Origin of the sequence: Shimia aestuarii, from assembly GCF_900114635.1 — a bacterium.
GTDB lineage: Bacteria > Pseudomonadota > Alphaproteobacteria > Rhodobacterales > Rhodobacteraceae > Shimia > Shimia aestuarii.
Genome location: NZ_FOTQ01000011.1, coordinates 18870 through 37896 on the forward strand (window position 1 = coordinate 18870; position 19027 = coordinate 37896).

The 19027-nt window shown below is 60.1% G+C and carries 19 protein-coding genes and 3 pseudogenes; 17 read left to right on the top strand and 5 right to left on the bottom strand.

The genetic code is table 11. The features are described from left to right. The first annotated feature begins 19 nt into the window (after positions 1-19). From BMZ35_RS18395 to BMZ35_RS18440, 11 genes are all read left to right on the top strand, one after another. The gene (locus BMZ35_RS18395; protein WP_093096248.1) at positions 20-1651 is read left to right on the top strand and encodes an amidohydrolase family protein; all 1632 of its coding nucleotides are present in this window, start codon (positions 20-22) and stop codon (positions 1649-1651) included. 31 nt (positions 1652-1682) lie between these two features. Beyond that, positions 1683-2348: a DUF3299 domain-containing protein gene (locus BMZ35_RS18400; protein WP_165610126.1), complete on the top strand. Its 666-nt coding sequence runs from the start codon at positions 1683-1685 to the stop codon at positions 2346-2348. Between the two features lie 163 nt (positions 2349-2511). After that, on the top strand, positions 2512-4137 hold the full coding sequence (locus BMZ35_RS18405) for an amidohydrolase family protein (protein WP_242654854.1): 1626 nt from the start codon (positions 2512-2514) through the stop codon (positions 4135-4137). A 31-nt stretch (positions 4138-4168) separates the two neighbouring features. Then, positions 4169-4300, top strand: coding sequence for a hypothetical protein (locus BMZ35_RS21225; protein WP_278247162.1), 132 nt, complete (start codon positions 4169-4171; stop codon positions 4298-4300). Then, positions 4297-5295 (top strand): class A beta-lactamase, encoded by a 999-nt coding sequence (gene bla, locus BMZ35_RS18410; RefSeq protein WP_093096256.1) that lies wholly within the window; start codon positions 4297-4299, stop codon positions 5293-5295. Before BMZ35_RS21225 ends, bla begins: the two co-directional genes overlap by 4 nt. Before the next feature lie 142 nt (positions 5296-5437). After that, positions 5438-6925: a serine hydrolase domain-containing protein gene (locus BMZ35_RS18415; RefSeq protein WP_093096259.1), complete on the top strand. Its 1488-nt coding sequence runs from the start codon at positions 5438-5440 to the stop codon at positions 6923-6925. Between the two features lie 88 nt (positions 6926-7013). Further along, entirely contained in the window at positions 7014-8360 is a 1347-nt protein-coding gene (locus BMZ35_RS18420; RefSeq protein WP_093096262.1) for a metal-dependent hydrolase family protein, read from the top strand. A 124-nt stretch (positions 8361-8484) separates the two neighbouring features. Further along, on the top strand, positions 8485-10065 hold the full coding sequence (locus BMZ35_RS18425) for a M81 family metallopeptidase (RefSeq protein WP_278247167.1): 1581 nt from the start codon (positions 8485-8487) through the stop codon (positions 10063-10065). A 198-nt stretch (positions 10066-10263) separates the two neighbouring features. Further along, positions 10264-10950 (top strand): ABC transporter ATP-binding protein, encoded by a 687-nt coding sequence (locus BMZ35_RS18430; RefSeq protein WP_093096268.1) that lies wholly within the window; start codon positions 10264-10266, stop codon positions 10948-10950. Beyond that, a complete protein-coding gene (locus BMZ35_RS18435) occupies positions 10950-12281 on the top strand; it encodes an ABC transporter permease (RefSeq protein WP_242654855.1) in 1332 nt (443 codons plus the stop codon). Before BMZ35_RS18430 ends, BMZ35_RS18435 begins: the two co-directional genes overlap by 1 nt. Positions 12282-12301: 20 nt before the next feature. After that, positions 12302-12958 carry a DUF3299 domain-containing protein gene (locus tag BMZ35_RS18440; protein ID WP_242654856.1) on the top strand — a complete coding sequence of 219 codons (657 nt, stop codon included), beginning with the start codon at positions 12302-12304 and terminating at the stop codon, positions 12956-12958. Positions 12959-13139: 181 nt separating this feature from the next. Here BMZ35_RS18440 and tnpC read toward each other — a convergent pair whose 3' ends face one another. The 4 genes and pseudogenes from tnpC to BMZ35_RS21330 all read right to left on the bottom strand — a co-directional run. Beyond that, positions 13140-14699: an IS66 family transposase gene (gene tnpC / locus BMZ35_RS18445; RefSeq protein WP_093096276.1), complete on the bottom strand. Its 1560-nt coding sequence runs from the start codon at positions 14697-14699 to the stop codon at positions 13140-13142. A gap of 54 nt (positions 14700-14753) precedes the next feature. Next, entirely contained in the window at positions 14754-15107 is a 354-nt protein-coding gene (gene tnpB, locus BMZ35_RS18450; protein WP_093096279.1) for an IS66 family insertion sequence element accessory protein TnpB, read from the bottom strand. Then, entirely contained in the window at positions 15104-15535 is a 432-nt protein-coding gene (tnpA, locus tag BMZ35_RS18455; protein ID WP_093096282.1) for an IS66-like element accessory protein TnpA, read from the bottom strand. Before tnpA ends, tnpB (BMZ35_RS18450) begins: the two co-directional genes overlap by 4 nt. Before the next feature lie 154 nt (positions 15536-15689). Then, a pseudogene (locus tag BMZ35_RS21330) lies at positions 15690-15797 on the bottom strand (carbohydrate porin); the annotation flags it as partial. A gap of 98 nt (positions 15798-15895) precedes the next feature. On the opposite strand from BMZ35_RS21330, the gene BMZ35_RS18460 reads away from it, so the two are divergent. The 6 genes and pseudogenes from BMZ35_RS18460 to BMZ35_RS21140 all read left to right on the top strand — a co-directional run bounded on the left by BMZ35_RS18460 (position 15896) and on the right by BMZ35_RS21140 (position 18348). Beyond that, the gene (locus BMZ35_RS18460) at positions 15896-16195 is read left to right on the top strand and encodes a transposase (protein WP_165610127.1); all 300 of its coding nucleotides are present in this window, start codon (positions 15896-15898) and stop codon (positions 16193-16195) included. Positions 16196-16269: 74 nt separating this feature from the next. Beyond that, positions 16270-16617, top strand: coding sequence for an IS66 family insertion sequence element accessory protein TnpB (tnpB, locus tag BMZ35_RS18465; RefSeq protein WP_093096285.1), 348 nt, complete (start codon positions 16270-16272; stop codon positions 16615-16617). A gap of 62 nt (positions 16618-16679) precedes the next feature. Beyond that, positions 16680-16991 (top strand): annotated as a pseudogene (locus tag BMZ35_RS21335) (transposase domain-containing protein); the annotation flags it as partial. A 135-nt stretch (positions 16992-17126) separates the two neighbouring features. Then, the gene (locus BMZ35_RS21340) at positions 17127-17561 is read left to right on the top strand and encodes an IS66 family transposase (RefSeq protein ID WP_423227767.1); all 435 of its coding nucleotides are present in this window, start codon (positions 17127-17129) and stop codon (positions 17559-17561) included. Next, a pseudogene (locus BMZ35_RS21235) lies at positions 17495-18114 on the top strand (IS66 family transposase); the annotation flags it as partial. The gene BMZ35_RS21340 and the pseudogene BMZ35_RS21235, both read left to right, overlap by 67 nt. A 75-nt stretch (positions 18115-18189) precedes the next feature. Further along, positions 18190-18348: a transposase domain-containing protein gene (locus BMZ35_RS21140; RefSeq protein WP_242654859.1), complete on the top strand. Its 159-nt coding sequence runs from the start codon at positions 18190-18192 to the stop codon at positions 18346-18348. Here the strand turns inward: BMZ35_RS21140 and BMZ35_RS18475 are convergent. After that, positions 18330-19016, bottom strand: a complete 687-nt coding sequence (locus BMZ35_RS18475) for a hypothetical protein (protein ID WP_093096290.1) — start codon at positions 19014-19016, stop codon at positions 18330-18332. The two genes, BMZ35_RS21140 and BMZ35_RS18475, sit on opposite strands and share 19 nt — an antisense overlap. Positions 19017-19027 lie beyond the last annotated feature (11 nt).

Here is a 19027-nt window from a genome sequence, read left to right on the forward strand (position 1 = left end):
TGTGGATTAGGAACACTCCATGAAAGCCAAAACAACCATTTTGACAAAAACACTTATTGCCGGGCTGCTGACCGTTTCAGCGGCCTTCGCGCAAGACTATGATCTGGTGATCAACAACGGCCGTGTCATCGACCCGGAAACGCTGTTCGACGACATCGCCAATGTCGGCGTGAAGGACGGGCGCATCGTTGCGATCAGCAAGGACCCGCTGACGGGTACCGAGACCATTGATGCGACCGGCCATATTGTGGCGCCGGGCTTCATCGACACGCATTTCCACTTTCAGATGCCGATCGGATATTCCCTCGGGTTGCGCGACGGGTTGACCAGCAGCATGGATTTCGAGATGGGCTGTGCGGGATCCTATGTCGCCGCCTGGTATGAGGCGCGTGCGGGTGTGACCCAGGCCAACTATGGTTGCGCGGTCAGCCACGAATTCGCCCGGGCGATGGTGCTCGACGGGTCAGACGGCGCCGAGTACCTGATAAACGGCCCCGTAGCCGCTTACACAACTCGGGCGAAAACAGGCTGGAGCGTGACGCGCCCGACCCTGGAACAGGGCAACGCGATTCTCGAAGAGATTGACAAGGGTCTGATGGCGGGCGCACCCGGCATTGGCAGCACCACGGGCTATATGAGAGCGGGCATCTCTTCCCGCGAGTTGTTCGAGGTGCAGAAGGTTGGCGCACGCTATGGCCGCCCGACGGGCTCACATACACGCTATACGCTTGGCAACGACACGACCGAGGTCAACGGCGCGCAGGAACTGATCGCAAACGCAATCGCGCTCGGCGCGCCTGCGATCGTCCTGCACTTCAACAACCCCGGCTGGCGCGTGACACACGAATTGATTTCAGGGTTGCAGGAAAGGGGCTTCAACATCTGGGGGGAAATCTATCCCTATGCTGCAGGCTCCACCACGATCAATGCGGAGTTTCTGGAGCCCCAAAGCTGGGTCGACGATCTGGGCAACCGCTATGAGGAAACCATTCTGGATCCGGTCACGAATGAGTACTATACACTCGAGACCTACAAGGCGACCATCGCATCCGAACCGACCAGGCCGGTCGTCGTATTCAAGATGCCCGCCGAAGACCAGGCAAAATGGCTGACGCTGAAGGGCGTGACCATGGCCAGCGATGGGGTTGGTGCACAGCCGTACGACGCCCCGTGGGATTTCCCGATGGACCAGCTGGGCGGCACACACCCCCGAACCGCCGGATCCCGAGGAGCCACGATCCGACTCGGTCGGGAACACAACATCCCGATGATGCAGCTGATGTCGATCCTCAGCTACAACGCAGCCAAGCATCTGGGCGATACCGGCCTGAAGGCGATGCAGGAACGCGGTCGCATCCAGACCGGGATGGTCGCCGATATCGTGGTCTTTGACCCCGAAACCTTCACGGACAATTCCACCTATGAGCAGGGTGCCATCCCGTCGACGGGCATGAAAGCCGTGATCGTTAACGGTCAGGTTACCGTGCGGGACGATGTGCTGCTTCCTGTCTTCGCCGGTCAGCCGATCCAGTTTGAACCTGAAGACAAGCCACGCTTCGTGCCGGTCTCGTTAGAAGCGTGGAATGCCGAATTCTCGACCGGGATGCCCAGTGACTTCACGGGCGCCTTCCCCGCGGACGGTGGCAACTGATCATGACGCATCCAAGCAAAGAGGCGGAAACATGCGGTTTTTGATCTCTGTCTTCGTGGCGGCCTTATTGGCCGCCACTCAAGTCACGGCAGAGCCGGAATCTGTCGAGTTTTCCGATCTGGCTGATCCGTTGGCGGTGGCCTTTGACGACCCCTACGCAGCTATGAGGGTCGACATGATGAACGAATTGAAACTGTTGGTTCAGTCGGACGAGAAGCTCGCCGGCACTGATCTTGATGCGGAGACCCGCACGCGTCTGGAAGCCCGCCGCACCGCCGCGCGGGAAGTGCTTGAAGCGAACGGTCACGATGTGGAAGCGCTGCTTGAGCAGCGATGGGACGTCGCCAAGAAGCGGCAGATCGCCCGCATTGCCACGAACCCCATTTTCGACGGCGTCGAGGTCTCGATCTCGGGCTATATCATCCCCGCACCGCCAGACGCGGATGGCAGCGGGTTCGGCTATCTGGTGCCGCAGGTCGGAATGTGCAGCCACCTTCCGCCGCCACCGCCGAACCAACTCGTCAGGGTCAGACTACGCGCGGATCAACAGGTCGGGTCGCTGTATCTGCCGGTTCGTGTGTCGGGGCTGCTGCGCGTCGAGCCAAGCAATGATACCATATTCATCCTCGACGGCGAGTCGCGCATGCTGAGCGGCTGGACCTTGGAGGCTGAAATCGTCGAGTTGCCGGAGGGATGAGATGGGAATGGCCCGGCCCTTTTTCTTTGGAATGTAGGAACTGTTGGCGAATCCGGGCGGCGCGGCGTCCGGGAAACAGGAATTCGCCAAGGGCGCATTCAAGACGATCGCCCGGCTGGTAATAAAGCCATCAATAGAAACCGAAATCGACATGGAGTCACAAATGAAGACGCAAAGACACCTATTGACCGGGACCTTCTTGCTAAGCGTCATGTGTGCCGTTCCGGCCTTGGCACAAGACTATGATCTGGTGATCAACAACGGTCGGGTCATGGATCCCGAAACCCTGTTCGATGACATCACCAATGTCGGCGTGAAGGACGGGCGCATCGTTGCGATCAGCAAGGAACCCCTGACGGGCACCGAGACGGTGGATGCCACTGGCCATATCGTGGCGCCGGGCTTCATCGATACCCATTTTCATTGGCAGACGCCAATCGGCTACCGGGTCGGTTTGCGCGACGGATTGACCAGCAGCATGGATTTCGAGGCTGGCTGTGCAGGATCATATATTGCTCACTGGTACGAGGCGCGTGCCGGTGTGGCCCACGCCAACTATGGCTGCGCGGTCAGCCACGAACTGGCCCGCGCGGTGGTGCTCGACGGGGCAGAGGGCGATTTCCTGATAGAGGGTCCGATTGCCGCCTTGGAAACCCGCAAGAAACCGGGTTGGAGCGTGACGCGCCCGACCCTGGAACAGGGCAACGCCATTCTCGAAGAGATCGACAAGGGTCTGATGGCGGGCGCGCCCGGCATCGGCAGCACAGTGGGCTATATGCGGGAGGGCGTCTCTTCCCGCGAGATGTTCGAGGTGCAGAAGGTTGGCGCCCGTTATGGCCGCCCGACTGGCGCGCATACACGCTATACGCTTGGCACCGACACGACTGAGAACAACGGTGCGCAGGAACTCATCGCCAATGCCCTGACACTGGGTGCCCCGGCGATCGTTCTTCACTTCAACAACCCCGGCTGGCGGCTTGCCCAGCAAATGATTGTTGAGCTTCAGGAACAGGGCCACAACATCTGGGGTGAAATCTATCCCTACGCTGCCGGATCCACTACGTTGAATGCGTCGTTCCTGCAGCCGGACAGCTGGGTCGAGCAGTTGGGCAACCGCTATGAGGATACCGTACTCGATCCGGTCACGAACGAGTACTACACCCTGGAGTCATTCAAGACCGACATGGCCGCCAATCCGACCAAGCCGATCGTCGTGTTCAAGATGCCCGCGGAAGATGCGCCGAAATGGCTGACGCTGAAGGGCGTCACCGTGGGCAGCGACGCGCTTCCGCCCGAACCGTACTTCGGCCCGTGGGATATCTCGCTGGACCAGCTCGGCAACACCCATCCCCGCGCGGCGGGCGCCCGGGGCGCCACGATCCGGCTCGGTCGGGAAAACAACATCCCGATGATGCAGCTGATGTCGATCCTCAGCTACAACGCGGCCAAGCATCTGGGCGATACGGGCCTGAAGGTGATGCAGGAACGTGGCCGCATCCAGACCGGCATGGTCGCCGATATCGTGGTGTTCGATCCCGAACGCTTCACGGACAATTCGACCTACGAGAAGGGTGCCGTGCCGTCAACGGGCATGAAAGCCGTGATCGTTAACGGTCAGGTCGCGTTGCGTGACGACAAGGTGCTGCCTGTTTTCGGCGGTCAGCCGATCCGGTTTGACCCTGAAGACAAGCCGCGCTTCGTGCCGGTCTCGGTAGAGGCCTGGAATGCCGAATTCTCGACCGGGATGCCCAGCGACTTCACGGGCATCCCGGCGGACGGTGGCAATTGATCGCGGCGCATCCAGGCGAGGAGACGGGATCATGCTGTTTTTGATCTCCGACTCCTGGCTGTCCCCCGCTCAGGTCTTGCGCGCAGGCTGCGCGATTCTGGGTATCAACGCAGAACGGGACAATTCCGATACCAATCTCTCAGAAAGGAGATATCTGAAATGAAACTTCGCAACACCATCATGGCCCTCGCGGTTTCTGCAGCGGCCACCTTCGGCCCGGCATACGCCCAGACATCAGACGGGCAGCCCGTTGCCGCCGCGATCGAGCAATTCGCGGCGAAGCATGTCGGGCGCCTCGGCTTTGCGGCGCAGGAAATCGGCGGCGACGAGGTTATCGCGTTGAATGGCGATGAAACCTTCGCCATGGCCAGCACGTACAAGATGGCGATCGCCACTGCGATTATGGACCGCGTGGACAAGGGGGAACTGAGCCTCGACCAGATGGTCGACATCACACCCGACATGATGATGATCGGGGACGCTGCGCTGAGCGACACATTCGTGCATCCCGGTCTGCAGCTTTCGGTGGCGAACCTGATGGAGATCATGATCACCGAGAGCGACAACACGGCGACCGACACCTTGATCGGGCTGGCTGGCGGCGCCGCGGCCGTGACCGAAAACCTGCGCAGGCTCGGGATCACCGATTTCAGGGTCGATCGGACGACTGGCGAGATCATCGGCGAATTCTATGGTCTGCCGGGACCGGCCACGATGAAGGTCGCCATAGAGGCCTTCAAGACCAACCCGGAGCTTGCAACGATCGTCAGTGACCGCAATCTGGACTTCGAGGCGGATCCCCGCGACCACGCAACGCCGCTTGCGATGCTGCAACTCCTGCTTGCCATCGACAGTGGCACGGCGATGAGCGCCGAGAGCCGCGACTTCCTGATTGACATCATGTCGCGCACGCGCACCGGCGCTGCCCGGCTCAAGGGGCTGCTGCCGAGAGGAACGCCCGTGGCGCACAAGACCGGAACCATCGGGGGCGTGGCCAACGACGTCGGCTATATCACGCTTCCCGACGGTCGCCGGTTTGCCGTCGCCGTGTTCACCAAGAGCAGCGTGTCATCCGAGGCGGACAGGGATCGGGCAATTGCAGAAGTCGCCCGATCGCTTTACGACTACTTCTACGTCGGACAGATGGCTAAGCCGTAAACCGGGAATCTTCGCCGTGCAAACTCTGCCAGCGCGATTCTGCCCGGCGAAGACGGAACCCTCCGGGAAGAGCAATGGTTGTCCCGGAGGGAGAAATCCAGTGAAAACTCCAATTCAAAGGAAAAATCCAGTGAAGAACCTAATGAAACCGCTACCTGCCCTGCTTGTTTCGTCGCTACTGTGCGTCACACCGGCACTCGCACAGCAGGCCATGACAGAGGAAGAGGGCCAGGCGACCTTCGATGCGGTGCTCGCCGAAGCCTCTGAACTGATCAAGGAACTGAAAATCCCGGGGCTTGGTGTCGGGGTCATTCATGGGCCCAACGCCTACGGCGCCGGACTCGGTGTCACGAACGTCACCACAGGAGAGCTTGTTACCACTGATACGCAATTCCAAATCGGCTCGGTGACAAAAACCTTCCTTTCGACAACGGCCATGAAGCTGTCCGAAGAGGGCAAACTGGATTTGAACGCGCGTGTCGTCGACCTCCTGCCATGGTGGAGGGTCGCGGATCCCGACGCGACGTCGAAAGCGCGGGTCGTTGACCTGTTCCACCATCACGCTGGCTGGTATGGCGACCATGGGTTCCTTCCTGTTCCTCCGGGTGGGTCGATCAGCGAGAAGGTCATGCTCCAGGCGGCTTACGTCGAGCAGATCTATCCGTTCGGTCAAACCTGGATGTACAACAACACCGCCATCACCTTCGCGACCCATGTGGTGTCGCATGTCGGCGGAAAGCCGATCGAGGACCTGATCGAAGAGAACCTGTTGACTCCGCTCGGCATGGGGTCGACATCCTTCAACTACGACCCCACCCCGCCGGCCAAAGATTATGCATGGGGCCATCCGCCGATCTACGGCGAAGGCAGCATCAGTGATCTCAAGCCGTACTACATTCCGTTGATCAGAGAGTCCGCAGCCTCCGGCGGAATCCGGTCTACGGTTACCGACATGCTGAAATACGCCCGCTTTCAGCTGGACGGCAAGGACGCCGCCGGGAATCAGCTGTTGTCCATGGACGCGCTGGACTATGCCCACGCTCCGGCAGTCGACGCCTCGGTCGGCGAGTTTACCGGACTGACATGGTTCGTCCACGACTACGACGGCGTCACCAGCCCCTTCCACGGGGGGAATTGGCCCGGCACGCGGTCTTTTCTCAAGCTGATCCCGGAACACGACTTTGCCGTGGTGATCATGGTCCACAGCGATCGCGGAGTCGAAGCCTACAGCAAAATTGCGGACAAAATGGTCAAAGCCTTCACGGGAATCGAGGCCGACTCTCCCGTCGCAGCGGGCGTTGATCCGGCTGTGCTCGATCCCTTCGTCGGCGTCTTCAAGGGGAATTCGCAAAACATCGAGATCCGCAAAGAGGGCGACAAATATGTGTTTGTCCAGTTCTCCGCATTGACCAGCGGAGCGGATCCCGCGCCTGCCAATGTGGCCAACACGGCCGAGGGCTATTTCATCATCACCGAGGGCCCGAACGAGGGCGCCCTTGGCGAATTGCTCGAAGATCCGTCTGGCGAACTCAACTACGTGCGATTCAACCACCGGATCTTCATTCGGGGCGACGGGGCGGTCGACGAATTCTCGCTCTCCGGAACTGCATTCGACAAACCAGCCCAGTAAGAGCCATGCATTCGGTGGAGGGGCGATCCTGCAAAGCGCAGATCGGCCTCTCCACCGAACTCGCAGCATCGACAACAAGAGTCACCAAATGAAGAAATCAAACCCAAGGACCTTGACCGCGGCGCTTGCCGTCACCGTCAGCGTCTCCCTTCCGGCGGCGGCTCAGGACGCCTCCGGGCCGATCCTGTTCACCAACGTCAACGTCTTTGACGGCGTGAACGAAGCTTTGATCATGAATGCCAACGTCGTGGTGACGGACAACCTTATCACCGCAGTGTCGACCGAACCGTTGGCGATTGCGGGTGGCACAGTGATCGACGGAGGCGGTCGCACGCTGATGCCGGGCCTGTCCGACACACATACCCATCTGGCCTATTCCTCTATCTCTCAGATGCGAATGCTGACGGGTCACGCTTCCTATGGCTACATCCGCGCGACCGTGGACGCCGAAGGCATGTTGATGCGTGGCATTACAAGTGTTCGCGATATGGGCGGCAATGTCTTCGGTCTGAAAAGCGCCATTGACGAAGGCCTTATTCCCGGCCCGAGGATCTATACGCCGGGGGCTTTGATCGGCCAGACCGCCGGGCATTTCGACTTCCGGTTCGGCAACCAGCCCCATGTTCAATTCGGCGGCACGACGCCCGATTGGGAAAGGCAGGGCCATGCCTATAATGTGGATGGCGTGGATCAGGTGCTCGCAGCAGTGCGCGAAAACCTGAAAAACGGCGCATCCCATATCAAACTGGCGATCGGCGGCGGATACGCGTCCCCTGCGGACCCTCTTCTGGGCAATCAATTCACCTTTGATGAAATCAAGGCGGCCGTGGATACGTCTGGCGATTGGGGCACCTATGTCACCGTTCACGGGTATCACCCTTCCGCCATCAACAGGGCGATTGACGCGGGGATCAAGGACGTTGGTCACGGCCAGTTGCTGGATGATGCAACCTTGCAGCGGATGTCCGACGAGGGCGTTTTCCTAAGTACCCAGCCCTTCACGGTCTGCAAAGAGCCACAGTTGGATGATTTCTCGAACTCCAAGCTTGCGCTGGTCTGTCAGGGTACAGAACGGGTCTACAAAGCCATCAAGAATTTTCCCGATCTGAAGGTGACATACGGGACCGACCTGTTCTTCCTTCCCGAAGAAGAGCTCGCCAAACAAACACAGCAGATGGAGCGGTTGCTGCCGTGGTTCGAGCCCGTCGAGATCCTGCGTATGGCGACGAGTACTGCGGGCGAGTTGTTCGCGTTGAGCGGCGACATGCGCAACCCCTATCAGGAAGGAACTCTTGGCAAGGTTGCAGTGGGCGGTTACGCTGACCTTCTGCTGGTCGATGGCAATCCGCTTGAAGACCTAAAAGCGGTCACCAACGTCGATAACCTGAAAGTCATCATGAAGGACGGTGTGATCTACAAGAATACCATCGATTGACCGTTTTCTGCAGGCGTTTAGCCAAAATGCCTGCAGCATTTTTTGAGGATTCTGGGAGAACAGGACGAAACATGAAACGTAGAACATTCAATACTCTGGCGGCCTCTGCCGCTATTGCCGCAGTATCGTCACCTTCGCTTGGGTCAACGAAAAAAGTGGAAAATTACGGGTCTGCTGTGTCGGTTTTTTCCATGAAACAAATACTTACCTCACCGAAGGCATGGGCGAAACCACGCTGGACAACATGCGTATTTTTCGGGGTGATGAAATCAAGGCACTCAGAGGAACAGCCTTGGGCGGTGCAGTAGATGTGTGTGAGGAAAACGGCTGGGAGTTGCTCCCGGGTCTTATATACGGACCGGATTCGAGCTTTGGTCTGGTGAATGCGCAATTCTGGAGCGATGCGAAAAAAGAAATGCTCGACACGCTTAAAGCACAGATGCCATTGGACATCGTTTACCTCGCTCTACACGGTGCAGGTGTTGTCGATAAAACGCCCGATCTTGAAGGAGATCTGGCGGAGTCTGTCCGGGAACTTGTGGGAAAGGACACGATGATTGTCTGGTCCGGCGACCTGCATGGCAAGATCACGGACAAAATGAAGGACAACATGAATTTCTTCAGTGCCTGCAAAAAATATCCTCATCTGGATATGAATGAAGCTGCACGTGATGCGATGTATCGTGCCGCCGCGATCCTGGCAGGAGAGTCGGATCCCACCCCGGCCTATCGCAAAGTGCCGCTGATGATTCCGCTCAGTAACACCGAAGAGGAAGGCATTTTTGGAAATCAGCTCAAGGAAAAGTGTATTGAGATCGAAAACCGTCCCGGTGTTCTCAATTGCTCTGTCATGCATGGTTTCCCGTACCAGGACACCGATTTTATCGGCGTGTACCCGATGGTCACCACCGAAAACAACGCCGAGTTGGCACAAGATCTGGTGGACGAATTGTCCCAGTGGATATGGGATCACAAGGATGAGGCCTTTTATCCACTGAACGATTTGAACACAACGATGACCAGCGTACTGGCCATGCTCGACAGAGACGGCCGCTATGAGCGTCAGCAGCCGACGAAGGGCGACATCATCGATCATACCCCGATCGTGATTGGGGACGCTGCGGATAATCCCGGTGGTGGGGCGGGCGGCTCGGGGACGCATCTGCTGCGGGCTCTTTTGGAAACAGAAGGCTTGGGCAAGGTCGCCTTCATTTCCATACACGATCCGGAAACCGCACAGGCCGCAGTCGCTGCCGGTGTCGGAGCGACAATCGATGTGAGCCTCGGGGGCAAGTTTGAGCCGATTGCGGGCGAACCGATCAAAACCAAAGCCTATGTCAAGTCGATTTCGGATGGCTACGAGTTCGTTCGCGGGGGGACCGCTTACGGTATCCCTTACACGTTTGGTCCCTCAGTCAGGCTGGTTATCTCGGATACGGTGGATGTCATCGTCATATCCGGCCTGGTTCAGGCCTATGACGATTCACAAGCGAGGCCACATGGCATCGCCATCCAGGAATATGACGTCATAGGTGTCAAAAGCGGGAATCACTTCCGAGCGTTCTATGAAAATTTCACGGACAAGGTGCTGATCGTTGATGTTCCCGGTGCCACCAGTCGCGATATCACTCTTTTCGAGCACACGCAGCTGACGGAACCCATCTACCCTCTCGACAAGAGCACAACTTTTTCTGTTGCGAACTAGCAAAATTCTACAGGTACACGCCGCCAAAGGATACTATTTCATAATGCTTCGAGCCGGCGTTGTTGATCAACTCAAAGCGAAGGTGGCCTGTCTTAACAGGGCTTCAGCCCTTGGCTCTAGCTGCTTCATACATGTATTTGGATTTTGGCCCATCGTACCAAGTGGGCTGTGTCAAGGTAGCCAGATTGAGTGTATCGAATGAGGGCATTGCACGTCCAAAACCTGACTTTCACTTGGCCGGGCGCAGAAAATGCGACGCTGCGCATACCAAACCTGTCGCTTGCTCAGGGTGAGCGGATTTTCTTGTTTGGCCCCAGCGGCAGCGGAAAATCCACACTGCTCTCGGCTATCGCAGGCGTGGTGGATGTTTCTCCGGGGGCAATCCTGGTCGCGGACAAGGATGTAGGCGCGGTAAATGGGGGTGCGCGGGATCGGTTCCGGGTCGATCATATCGGCATGATCTTTCAGGTATTCAATCTGATCCCATGGCTGAGCGCGCTCGAGAATGTCCTACTCCCCTGCACATTCTCCAAGCGTCGACGCGCGCGCGCGGGCGAGGATCCTGGGGGAACGGCCCGACATCTGCTCGACGAACTGGGCCTGTCGGATCCGTCCCTGGTATCCAAGCCGGCTAGCGAGCTCAGCGTGGGCCAGCAACAACGGGTTGCCGCCGCGCGCGCGCTGATCGGCAAGCCGGACCTGATCCTGGTGGACGAACCGACCTCGGCACTCGATGAGGCGGCCAAGGCGGCCTTTGTCGACCTGCTGGCGAGGGAATGCGCCGAAGCGGGCAGCGCGCTGCTCTTCGTCAGTCACGACCGCAGCCTGGAGCATCATTTCGACCGTAGTGTTGATTTCCTCGCCCTTAACGGGGGCGCAGCCTGATGCTGGGGTTCAGCCTGCGCAGCCTGTGGAACCGCCGCTTCGTGGCCGGCATGACCGTGCTGGCCATCAGCCTCAGCGTCGCGCTGATCCTCGGTGTTGAACGGCTCCGGGACGGCGCACGCGACAGCTTTGCCAACTCCGCGTCAGGGATCGACCTGATCGTGGCGCCGCGCGGCAATTCGGTGCAGATCCTGATGGCTACCGTGTTCGGTGTCGGTGGCACCGAAACAGGTATGACATGGGACAGCTTCGAGTGGCTGGAAGATCGGCCCGAGGTGGCCTGGGCGGTTCCGATCCAGATGGGCGACAATCATCGCGGCTATCCGGTGATCGGGACGGTTGCATCGTATTTCGAGCATTTTCGGCACTCTGGCGGTCAGCCTCTCTCCCTCGCCGCAGGCACGTTCCTTTCCGGTGAAGGGGCGGATGCCGCAGTGGTCGGGGCCGAGGTCGCGGCGCGGTTCGACTATGCCCCCGGTGCGGTGATCGTCAACGCCCACGGCGCGGGCGAGGTTTCCTTCGACCTGCACGACGACGCGCCCTTTACGATATCCGGCGTACTCGCGCCGACGGGCACTGCCGTCGACCGGATGGTCTTCGTCACGCTCGAAGGCTTCGGCGCCCTGCATGCGCAAGAAGACGCGCCTGCTGCCGACCCCCTCGACCCGGCCGCCATTCCCGCCGATGATCATGACGATCATGACGATCATGACGGGCATGACGCGCACGAAGATCATGGCGCACACGAGGGCACGGTGGCCAAACACAGTCACGAACCGGACCGGATCAATGCCGTCTACGTTGGGCTGATCGATCGGACGAATGTCCTCGGTCTGCAGCGGGCCGTCAACGAACGCGCTTCCGATGCGTTGAGCGCAGTCCTCCCTGCGGTCGCGCTCGCCGAGCTCTGGGGGATTATCGGGACAGCGGAGCGCGCGATGAGGTTGATGGCGTGGGCCGTGGCTTTGGCAGGAATGATCGGCATGGTGGTCATGCTCTCTGCGACCCTCGACACCCGCCGCCGCGAATTCGCGATCCTGCGGTCTGTTGGCGCCACGCCCACCCGTATCTTTGCGCTGATTGTCACGGAAGCGGCCGTTCTCACCGCGGCAGGGCTTATCCTTGGCCTTGTTCTGCTCACGGTGGCCACGTTCGTGACCGACCCGATCCTGTCTGACCGCTTCGGTCTGAGGTTGGGATTGAATGTCTTCGGTACGCGCGAAATGGCCACCCTTTTCGTCATCTTCTGGGCCGGGCTCCTCGCCTCGCTTATCCCGGCGGTCCGGGTCTACCGCATGACGCTGGCTGACGGGCTGTCGGTTCGGCTATGATAAAAGAAGGGGATTTCTTCATGACCATGTTCGCCCGTCTCTTCTTGATACTTTCGCTTGCCGTTCCTCCGGGTCTCGTAGAAGCGGCTGATCCTAAGGAAATCTCCTGGGAGACGCTTGCGCCTCCAGCCGCCGTGATCTCGAACCCGTTCGAGAACCTCAACGACGACCAGATGAACAGCCTCCGCCAGATCCTGCGGCTCGAGGCACGGGCCGAGCGGAGCGATGACGCCGAAGCGCACGCCGAGGCGCAAGCCTTACGGAAGCAAATGGCCATGGACGGCCTTGATGTCGACGGGCTGTTCGCCGCGCGCCGCGCGATCATGGAACAACGCGAAGCCGCGGCCTCGGCGGTGAACGAGGACCTCGTTGGCACCAGTGTCCGCCTGCCTGGCTATGTTCTGCCCCTGGAATTCAAGGACCGCAAGGTCGTCGAGTTTCTTCTCGTGCCGACAGTGGGCGCCTGTATCCACACCCCGCCACCCCCCGCCAACCAGATCGTCCATGTCGTGTATCCCCAGGGCATCGAGGTGAACGGTCTCTTCACCCCCGTATGGATCACCGGGGCCATGGTCGCCCAGAGTTCGGTTCAGAAGGTCGGCTATGTCGACGGACAGGCTCCGGTCTCCGTGAGTTACTTGATGCGGCCAATTTTGGTCGAGAAGTACGGAAGCTGAGCTTCGGCGCTAAGGCCCAGTTCCTTATCCAAGCTTGGCGATCTACAGACAATGCGTCAAGGCGACGGGCCTGAGTGGCGCAGCGAGTTGGCCGTTGGCCATGACGCGTCCGAATCCATACCGCTACTTCCGAAAAAGCCGCGAGATCATCCGTAAGCGTTAGCTGAACAGCACCAGCGGGTCAGCTTGACGGCGCAAAGTTCCACGGCAGCAGATCATCGAGGCGGCTTTGCGGATGGCCATTGCCGATCGCTGTGAGGGCTGCCTTGAGATAGGCGAAGGGTTCGACGCCGTTGATCTTGCAGGTCTCGATCAGTGAGGCAATGCGACCCCAAGCGATGCCGCCTTCGTCGTGACCTGCGAAGAGGGCGTTCTTTCGGTTCAAAGCGATCGGTCGGATCAGGTTTTCGACACGGTTGTTGTCGATCTCGACGCGCCCGTCGGTCAGGAAGGTTTGCAGGCCGTCCCAGTGATTGTGGATGTAGGTCAGCTTTTCGCCCAGCCGGGATTTGGCGGAGATCTTACGGCGTTGCGCCTGCAGCCAGTCGCCGAAGGCTGCGACCAGCGGGGCACTGCGAGCCTGACGGGCGGACAGGCGCTGGCCGTGCGAGACACCACGGATATCAGCTTCAACGGCATAAATCTGGGCGATGCGGCGCAAGCCTTCGGCGGCGATCTCTGATCCGTCGCGGTCGAAGACTTCCTTCAGCTTGCGCCGGGCATGGGCCCAGCAATGGGCCACCCGAATGGGGTCGCCACCCTTGCGCGCGGGTTTGGTCAGCCGATTGTAGCCCTGATATCCATCGATTTGCAGGATGCCATCAAAGCCCATCAGGAATGCTTCGGCATTCTCGCCCGCGCGCCCGGGTGCATAGAAGTAGACCACCCCGGGCGGATCCTCACCGCCCCATGGTCGGTCATCGCGGGCAAGTGCCCAAAGATATCCTGTCTTGGTTTTACCGCGCCCCGGATCCAGCACTGGAGCCGTTGTTTCATCCATGAACAGCTTACCGGATCGTTTCATGTGTTCGGCCAGTCGGTCGACGACGGGCTTGAGGTGGAATGCTGCCTTGCCGACCCAATCCGCCAGCACCGCACGATGCAGATCAAGACCCGCCCGCGCCAGGATCTGGCTTTGGCGGTATAGTGGAAGGTGGTCCGCGTATTTGCTAACCAGCACATGCGCGATGCTGGCCTCGGTCGGCAACCCGCCCATGATCAGATGCGGTGGTGCAGGGGCCTGGGTCACGCCATCGGTGCAGGTCCGGCAGGCGTATTTGGGGCGCACGGTGATAATGACACGCAACTGGGCCGGCACGATGTCCAGCCGCTCGCTGCGATCTTCGCCGATCTTGTGCATGACACCGCAGCCACAAGGGCAGATCAGGCTGTCGGGTTCGATAACCTCTTCGATGCGCGGCAACGCGGCCGGGAGATTGCCAATCGTGCGCTTTGGCGCAGGCCTGGTTGCCGTCTTGTCACCTGTCTTGGCGGCCAGATGCTCCTTCCGCACCTCGACCTCAGCCAGTGCGATGGACAGATCCTCAAACGCCAGTTGCCGGTCATCCTCGGTCAGCTTTTCCGACCGTTTGCCATGCAGGGCATGGTTCAACTCGGCGATCAAGTGCTCTTGGCGTTGGGTGATTTCTGTGAGCGCCGCCACCTTTTCCATCAACGCCAGAACCGCCGCGCGTTGCGCAGCCGGGATAGCGGAAAGATCAAGTGCCGGGGCAGTTTGCATAGGCCAGAGCTACCAAAAAATCCCAGTAAAAACACACAAAAACATGCGGTTGATTCATTCTGCCGCAGCAGGTGGGCGTGTTTCCAATGCCTTTACCTTACGCCAGTCCAGACCGGCAAACAGGGCCTCGAACTGGGCGTGGTTCAGCGCCATAATCCCGGCTTTGATCGTAGGCCAGGTGAAGGTTGCCTCCTCCAGCCGTTTGTAAGCCATCACCAGTCCGGTGCCGTCCCAATAAAGCAGCTTCAGCCGATCCGCCCTGCGCGACCAGAACACAAACACCGTGCCCGTGAATGGATCCTTGCGCAGCACCGATGACACGATTGCAGCCAGACCGTCATGACCTTTCCTGAAGTCCACAGGCTGCGTCGAGACCAGAACCCGCACACGGTTTGAAGGGAACATCATGCCAGCACCCCGACTGCCCGAACGATCTCGGCAATCCGGTCAGAACTGGTGGTGCAATCGAGCCTGATTGTCACTTGGCCGATCTCAATCTCGATAGGGTCAGCGGATGCTGCGTCAGACTTGGTAAGCGGTGCAGACACTGCTGGCACAGGAGCATCGCCGCAATCATCCAACACCACGATCGGCGCAAAACAAAAGTCGTCCTCTTCAACTGCGGGTAAAACCAACCTGCCGTCACGCGCCCGACTGCGCCATTCCAACAGATGGTTTGCCCGAAGCCCATAACGCGCAGCAACCCCGTTCACCGTCGCCCCGGGCTTCAAACTCTCAGCCACGATCCGCGCCTTGACCTCATCCGGCCAGCGTCGCTGACCATTGGTCCGTATGTCCACACCGTAGCCCCTGAGAAACTCCACCGTAGTCGCCATCGCGAAACTCCTGCCCTAATCTCCGTCAGGTGCGAAATCTCAGGTCAGGTCAGAATTGGGAAGGTGCGGACCAGGAAACGCTTACGAAGCGGGCGGGAGCGCGAAATAAATTCGCCATTCCTTCAAGGCGCACCGGCTCTCACGTTCGACGAAATCAGAAAAAGACCCGTAGGCGCAGACCTCCAACCAAGATATTTTTCGTTGCCAGGTCGTTGGCCGGATTGGCAACATATTGAATACTTGGGGTTATCTGGAGGAAGTCAGTGACTTCGTAAGTAACCGCCCGGTTGGGACCGCCTGCCGAATTTCATCGTGAGGCGGTAAGACACGTGCATAGCGACGTCGCAAACGACGTCTCTTATGCGCGGAGGGGCGATGCGGGGCGAAGTTCTGGGTGTTGAGCGCCGTCGGCGTTGGGATGACGAGGTGAAGCTGGCGATCGTGAGCGCGACGGTGACCCAGGTGTCGCAACTGCACGAGGTGACACGCCAACAGTTCTACGCCTGGCGTCATGAGCTGAAGCGGAAGGGTTTGTGGTCACCCGAGGCGGGCGCGCTGTTCCTGCCCGCTGGCATGGCGCCGACGATGGAGCTGACGGTGGTGGAGCCGCCAGTCTCAGCCACCGCCCCCGTAGCCTGGGTTGAACTGCGGCTTGCGTAGGGACGCGTGCTCCGGTTCGAGAGCAACATCGACGATGGGGCGCTGTCTCGCCTGGTTCGCGCGGTGGATGTCGCATGATCGGGCCGGGGACCGGGGTGCGGGTGTATCTGGCCTGCGGAGCGACGGATATGCGCAAGGGGGTCGGAGGGCTGGCGGCGCTGGCGCAGGACGTGCTGCGGCAGAAGCCGACCGGCGGCGCGGTCTTCGCCTTCCGGGGCCGCAAGGGTGATCGGCTGAAGTTGCTTTACTGGGACGGTCAGGGGTTCTGCCTTTACTACAAGATCCTCGAGCGCGGGCGCTTTCCCTGGCCGAACACCAGTTCGGGGGCGGTGCGGCTGACTTCGGCGCAGCTGGCGATGTTGTGGGAAGGGATCGATTGGCGGCGGCCGGATTGGGGCGCGCCACCGGCCCGTGTTGGGTGATCTATCTGCCTGAAAGGTCTTGTTTTTATGGCACTTGATGATCGGTTGTGGTAGGTGATGGCATGTCGAGCGACACGCCCATCTTTCCCGAAGATCCCGCCGTTCTGAAGGCGATGATTGCCGCGTTGCAGGCGGAAAACGCCAAGATGGCGGCGACGATCCGGGCGCATGACCAGCTGATCCAGACGCTCCGGCTACGGATCGCGAAGCTCAAGAAGCAGGCCTTCGGCAAATCCTCCGAGAAGATCGAGCGCGAGATCGAACAGCTCGAACTGGCGCTCGAGGATCTGCTCATCGCCAGCGCCGAAAGAGCCATCACCCCGGCGGTGGACGAAGACGAGGCAGATGCCGCACTTGAGGTCACGACCGGCGACATCGACGTGAGCAAGCCGCGGCGGCGTCCCCGCGTGTCGGCAACCACCCCGCGCGAGCGGCGCGAGCTCGACCCGGGCAGCTGCTGCCCGGACTGCGGTGGTGACCTGCGGCTCGTGGCCGAAGACATGAGCGAGATGCTCGACCTGGTCGTGGCACAGCTGAAGATCCTGCAGATCGCACGGCTTAAGAAGTCCTGCCGCCGTTGTGAGAAGATGGTTCAGACGCCCGCGCCCAGCCGTCCGATCCCCGGCAGCATGGTAAGCGCGGTCCTGCTGGCCTGGATCCTCGTCTCCAAGTTCGATGATCATCTTCCCTTGTATCGCCTGAACGAGATCTTCGCCCGGATGGGGGCCGACATCCCGGACAGCACGCTGGTCGACTGGTGCGGGCGCGCCATGCAGGTGCTGGCGCCGCTGGTCGAACGGTTCGAGGCCGATGTGATGGCCAGCGATCTTCTCCACGCCCCCTCTCGGCAGCATGCTTCGCATGCGCCTGCCGGGCAGTGGATGACACCCCGATCCGGGTACTGGACCGATCCCTCAAGGACCGCGGCCTCGGAAAGGGAGTAAAGCAGGGACGGGTCTGGGCCTTTGTCCGCGATCCGCGACCTTGGGCAGGGACAGCGCCACCCGGTGCGGTCTACCGCTTCGCCCCAGACTGGAAGCAAGAGCACGTCCATGGGCATCTCGCCCAGACGCGCGGCATCCTGAAGGCCGACGGGTACAAGGGCTATGCCAAGCTTTACGAACCCGACCCCGACGGCACGCCGCGTTTGCAGGAGGCATCATGCTGGGCTCATCTGCGGCGCGACTTCCACGACGAGTGGGACAAGACGAAATCCGCCATCGCGCGCGAGGCGCTTGACCGCATCGGTGCGCTCTACGACATCGAGCGGGAGATCAACGGGCAGCTCGCCGAGCTCCGCCTTGCCGCGCGCCAGACGCACAGCGCGCCAAAGGTCGAGGCCTTCTTCGCTTGGTCCGAAAGCCAACTCACGCGGATCCCGGCAAAGGCGACCTCGCCCGCGCTTTCCGCTATGGGCTGGCTCGCCGCGCCTCGTTCAGCCTCTTCCTCACCGATGGTCGCCTGGCCATCGACTACAATGCCGCCGAGCGTGCCCTGCGCCCGATCGGCATCGGCCGGAAGAACTGCCTCTTCGCGGGTGCCGACACCGGTGGCGAAACGCTGGCCCGCGCCATGACGATCATCGAGACCGCCAAACTGAACGGCCTCGATCCGCAGGCATATCTCGCCGACGTGCTCGACTGGATCAACGATCACAAGATCAACCGCCTCGACGAACTCCTGCCGTGGAACTGGACCCCGGTCGCCTCCGCTCAGGCCCAGGCCGCCTGATCAATCGCGGTAACAACCGGGCGGTTACCTTCGTAACGATAGAAAGCCTCGACAGTATACTGATCGCGCGTACTGGCTGGAGCCTTGCCCCATGCGAAACCGATCCCGGCAAGATCCTTCCCCCCACGGGCGTCATATCCCGTTCCGAAACTGATTGCCCGTTCAAGGCTGGTCCCGCCGTTATCGGCATAACCTGCTCTGAAAAAGGGACGCCAGGCATCGAAACGGCCGCTCGCGGCAAAAGATACACCATGACCGCTTGGCACAGCCGCATCCGTTCGCTCATCGACCTGCCAAAGCGTTAGATGTACAAGTTGATCAGAACGGTCATCCCAATCGGGCGACCAACCGATCGCGACGTGTTTGAAGGTCTTGCCGGTTTGTAACAGCTTCTTGGTCGCCTGCCAGGGATCGGAGGCGTCGGCATTTGCATTGGCGATCCCGGCGAGAATGGCCCAGTTGCTGTTGAGTCGCCATTGAATGGCGGCTCCAAAACCTTGTCCCGGTCCGGCAAAAGTGGCCTGCTGTTCGAATTCGAGGTTTGTGAACGCGGTCCAGGGGCTCGCGAGGCTGTTAACGATCACATAGTCATACGGGTCGATATGACCAATGACGAAACTGCCCCGCCCATCCGCGAAACGCTGTCGCCAATAAAGATTGGTCAGCACCAGTCCTGCGT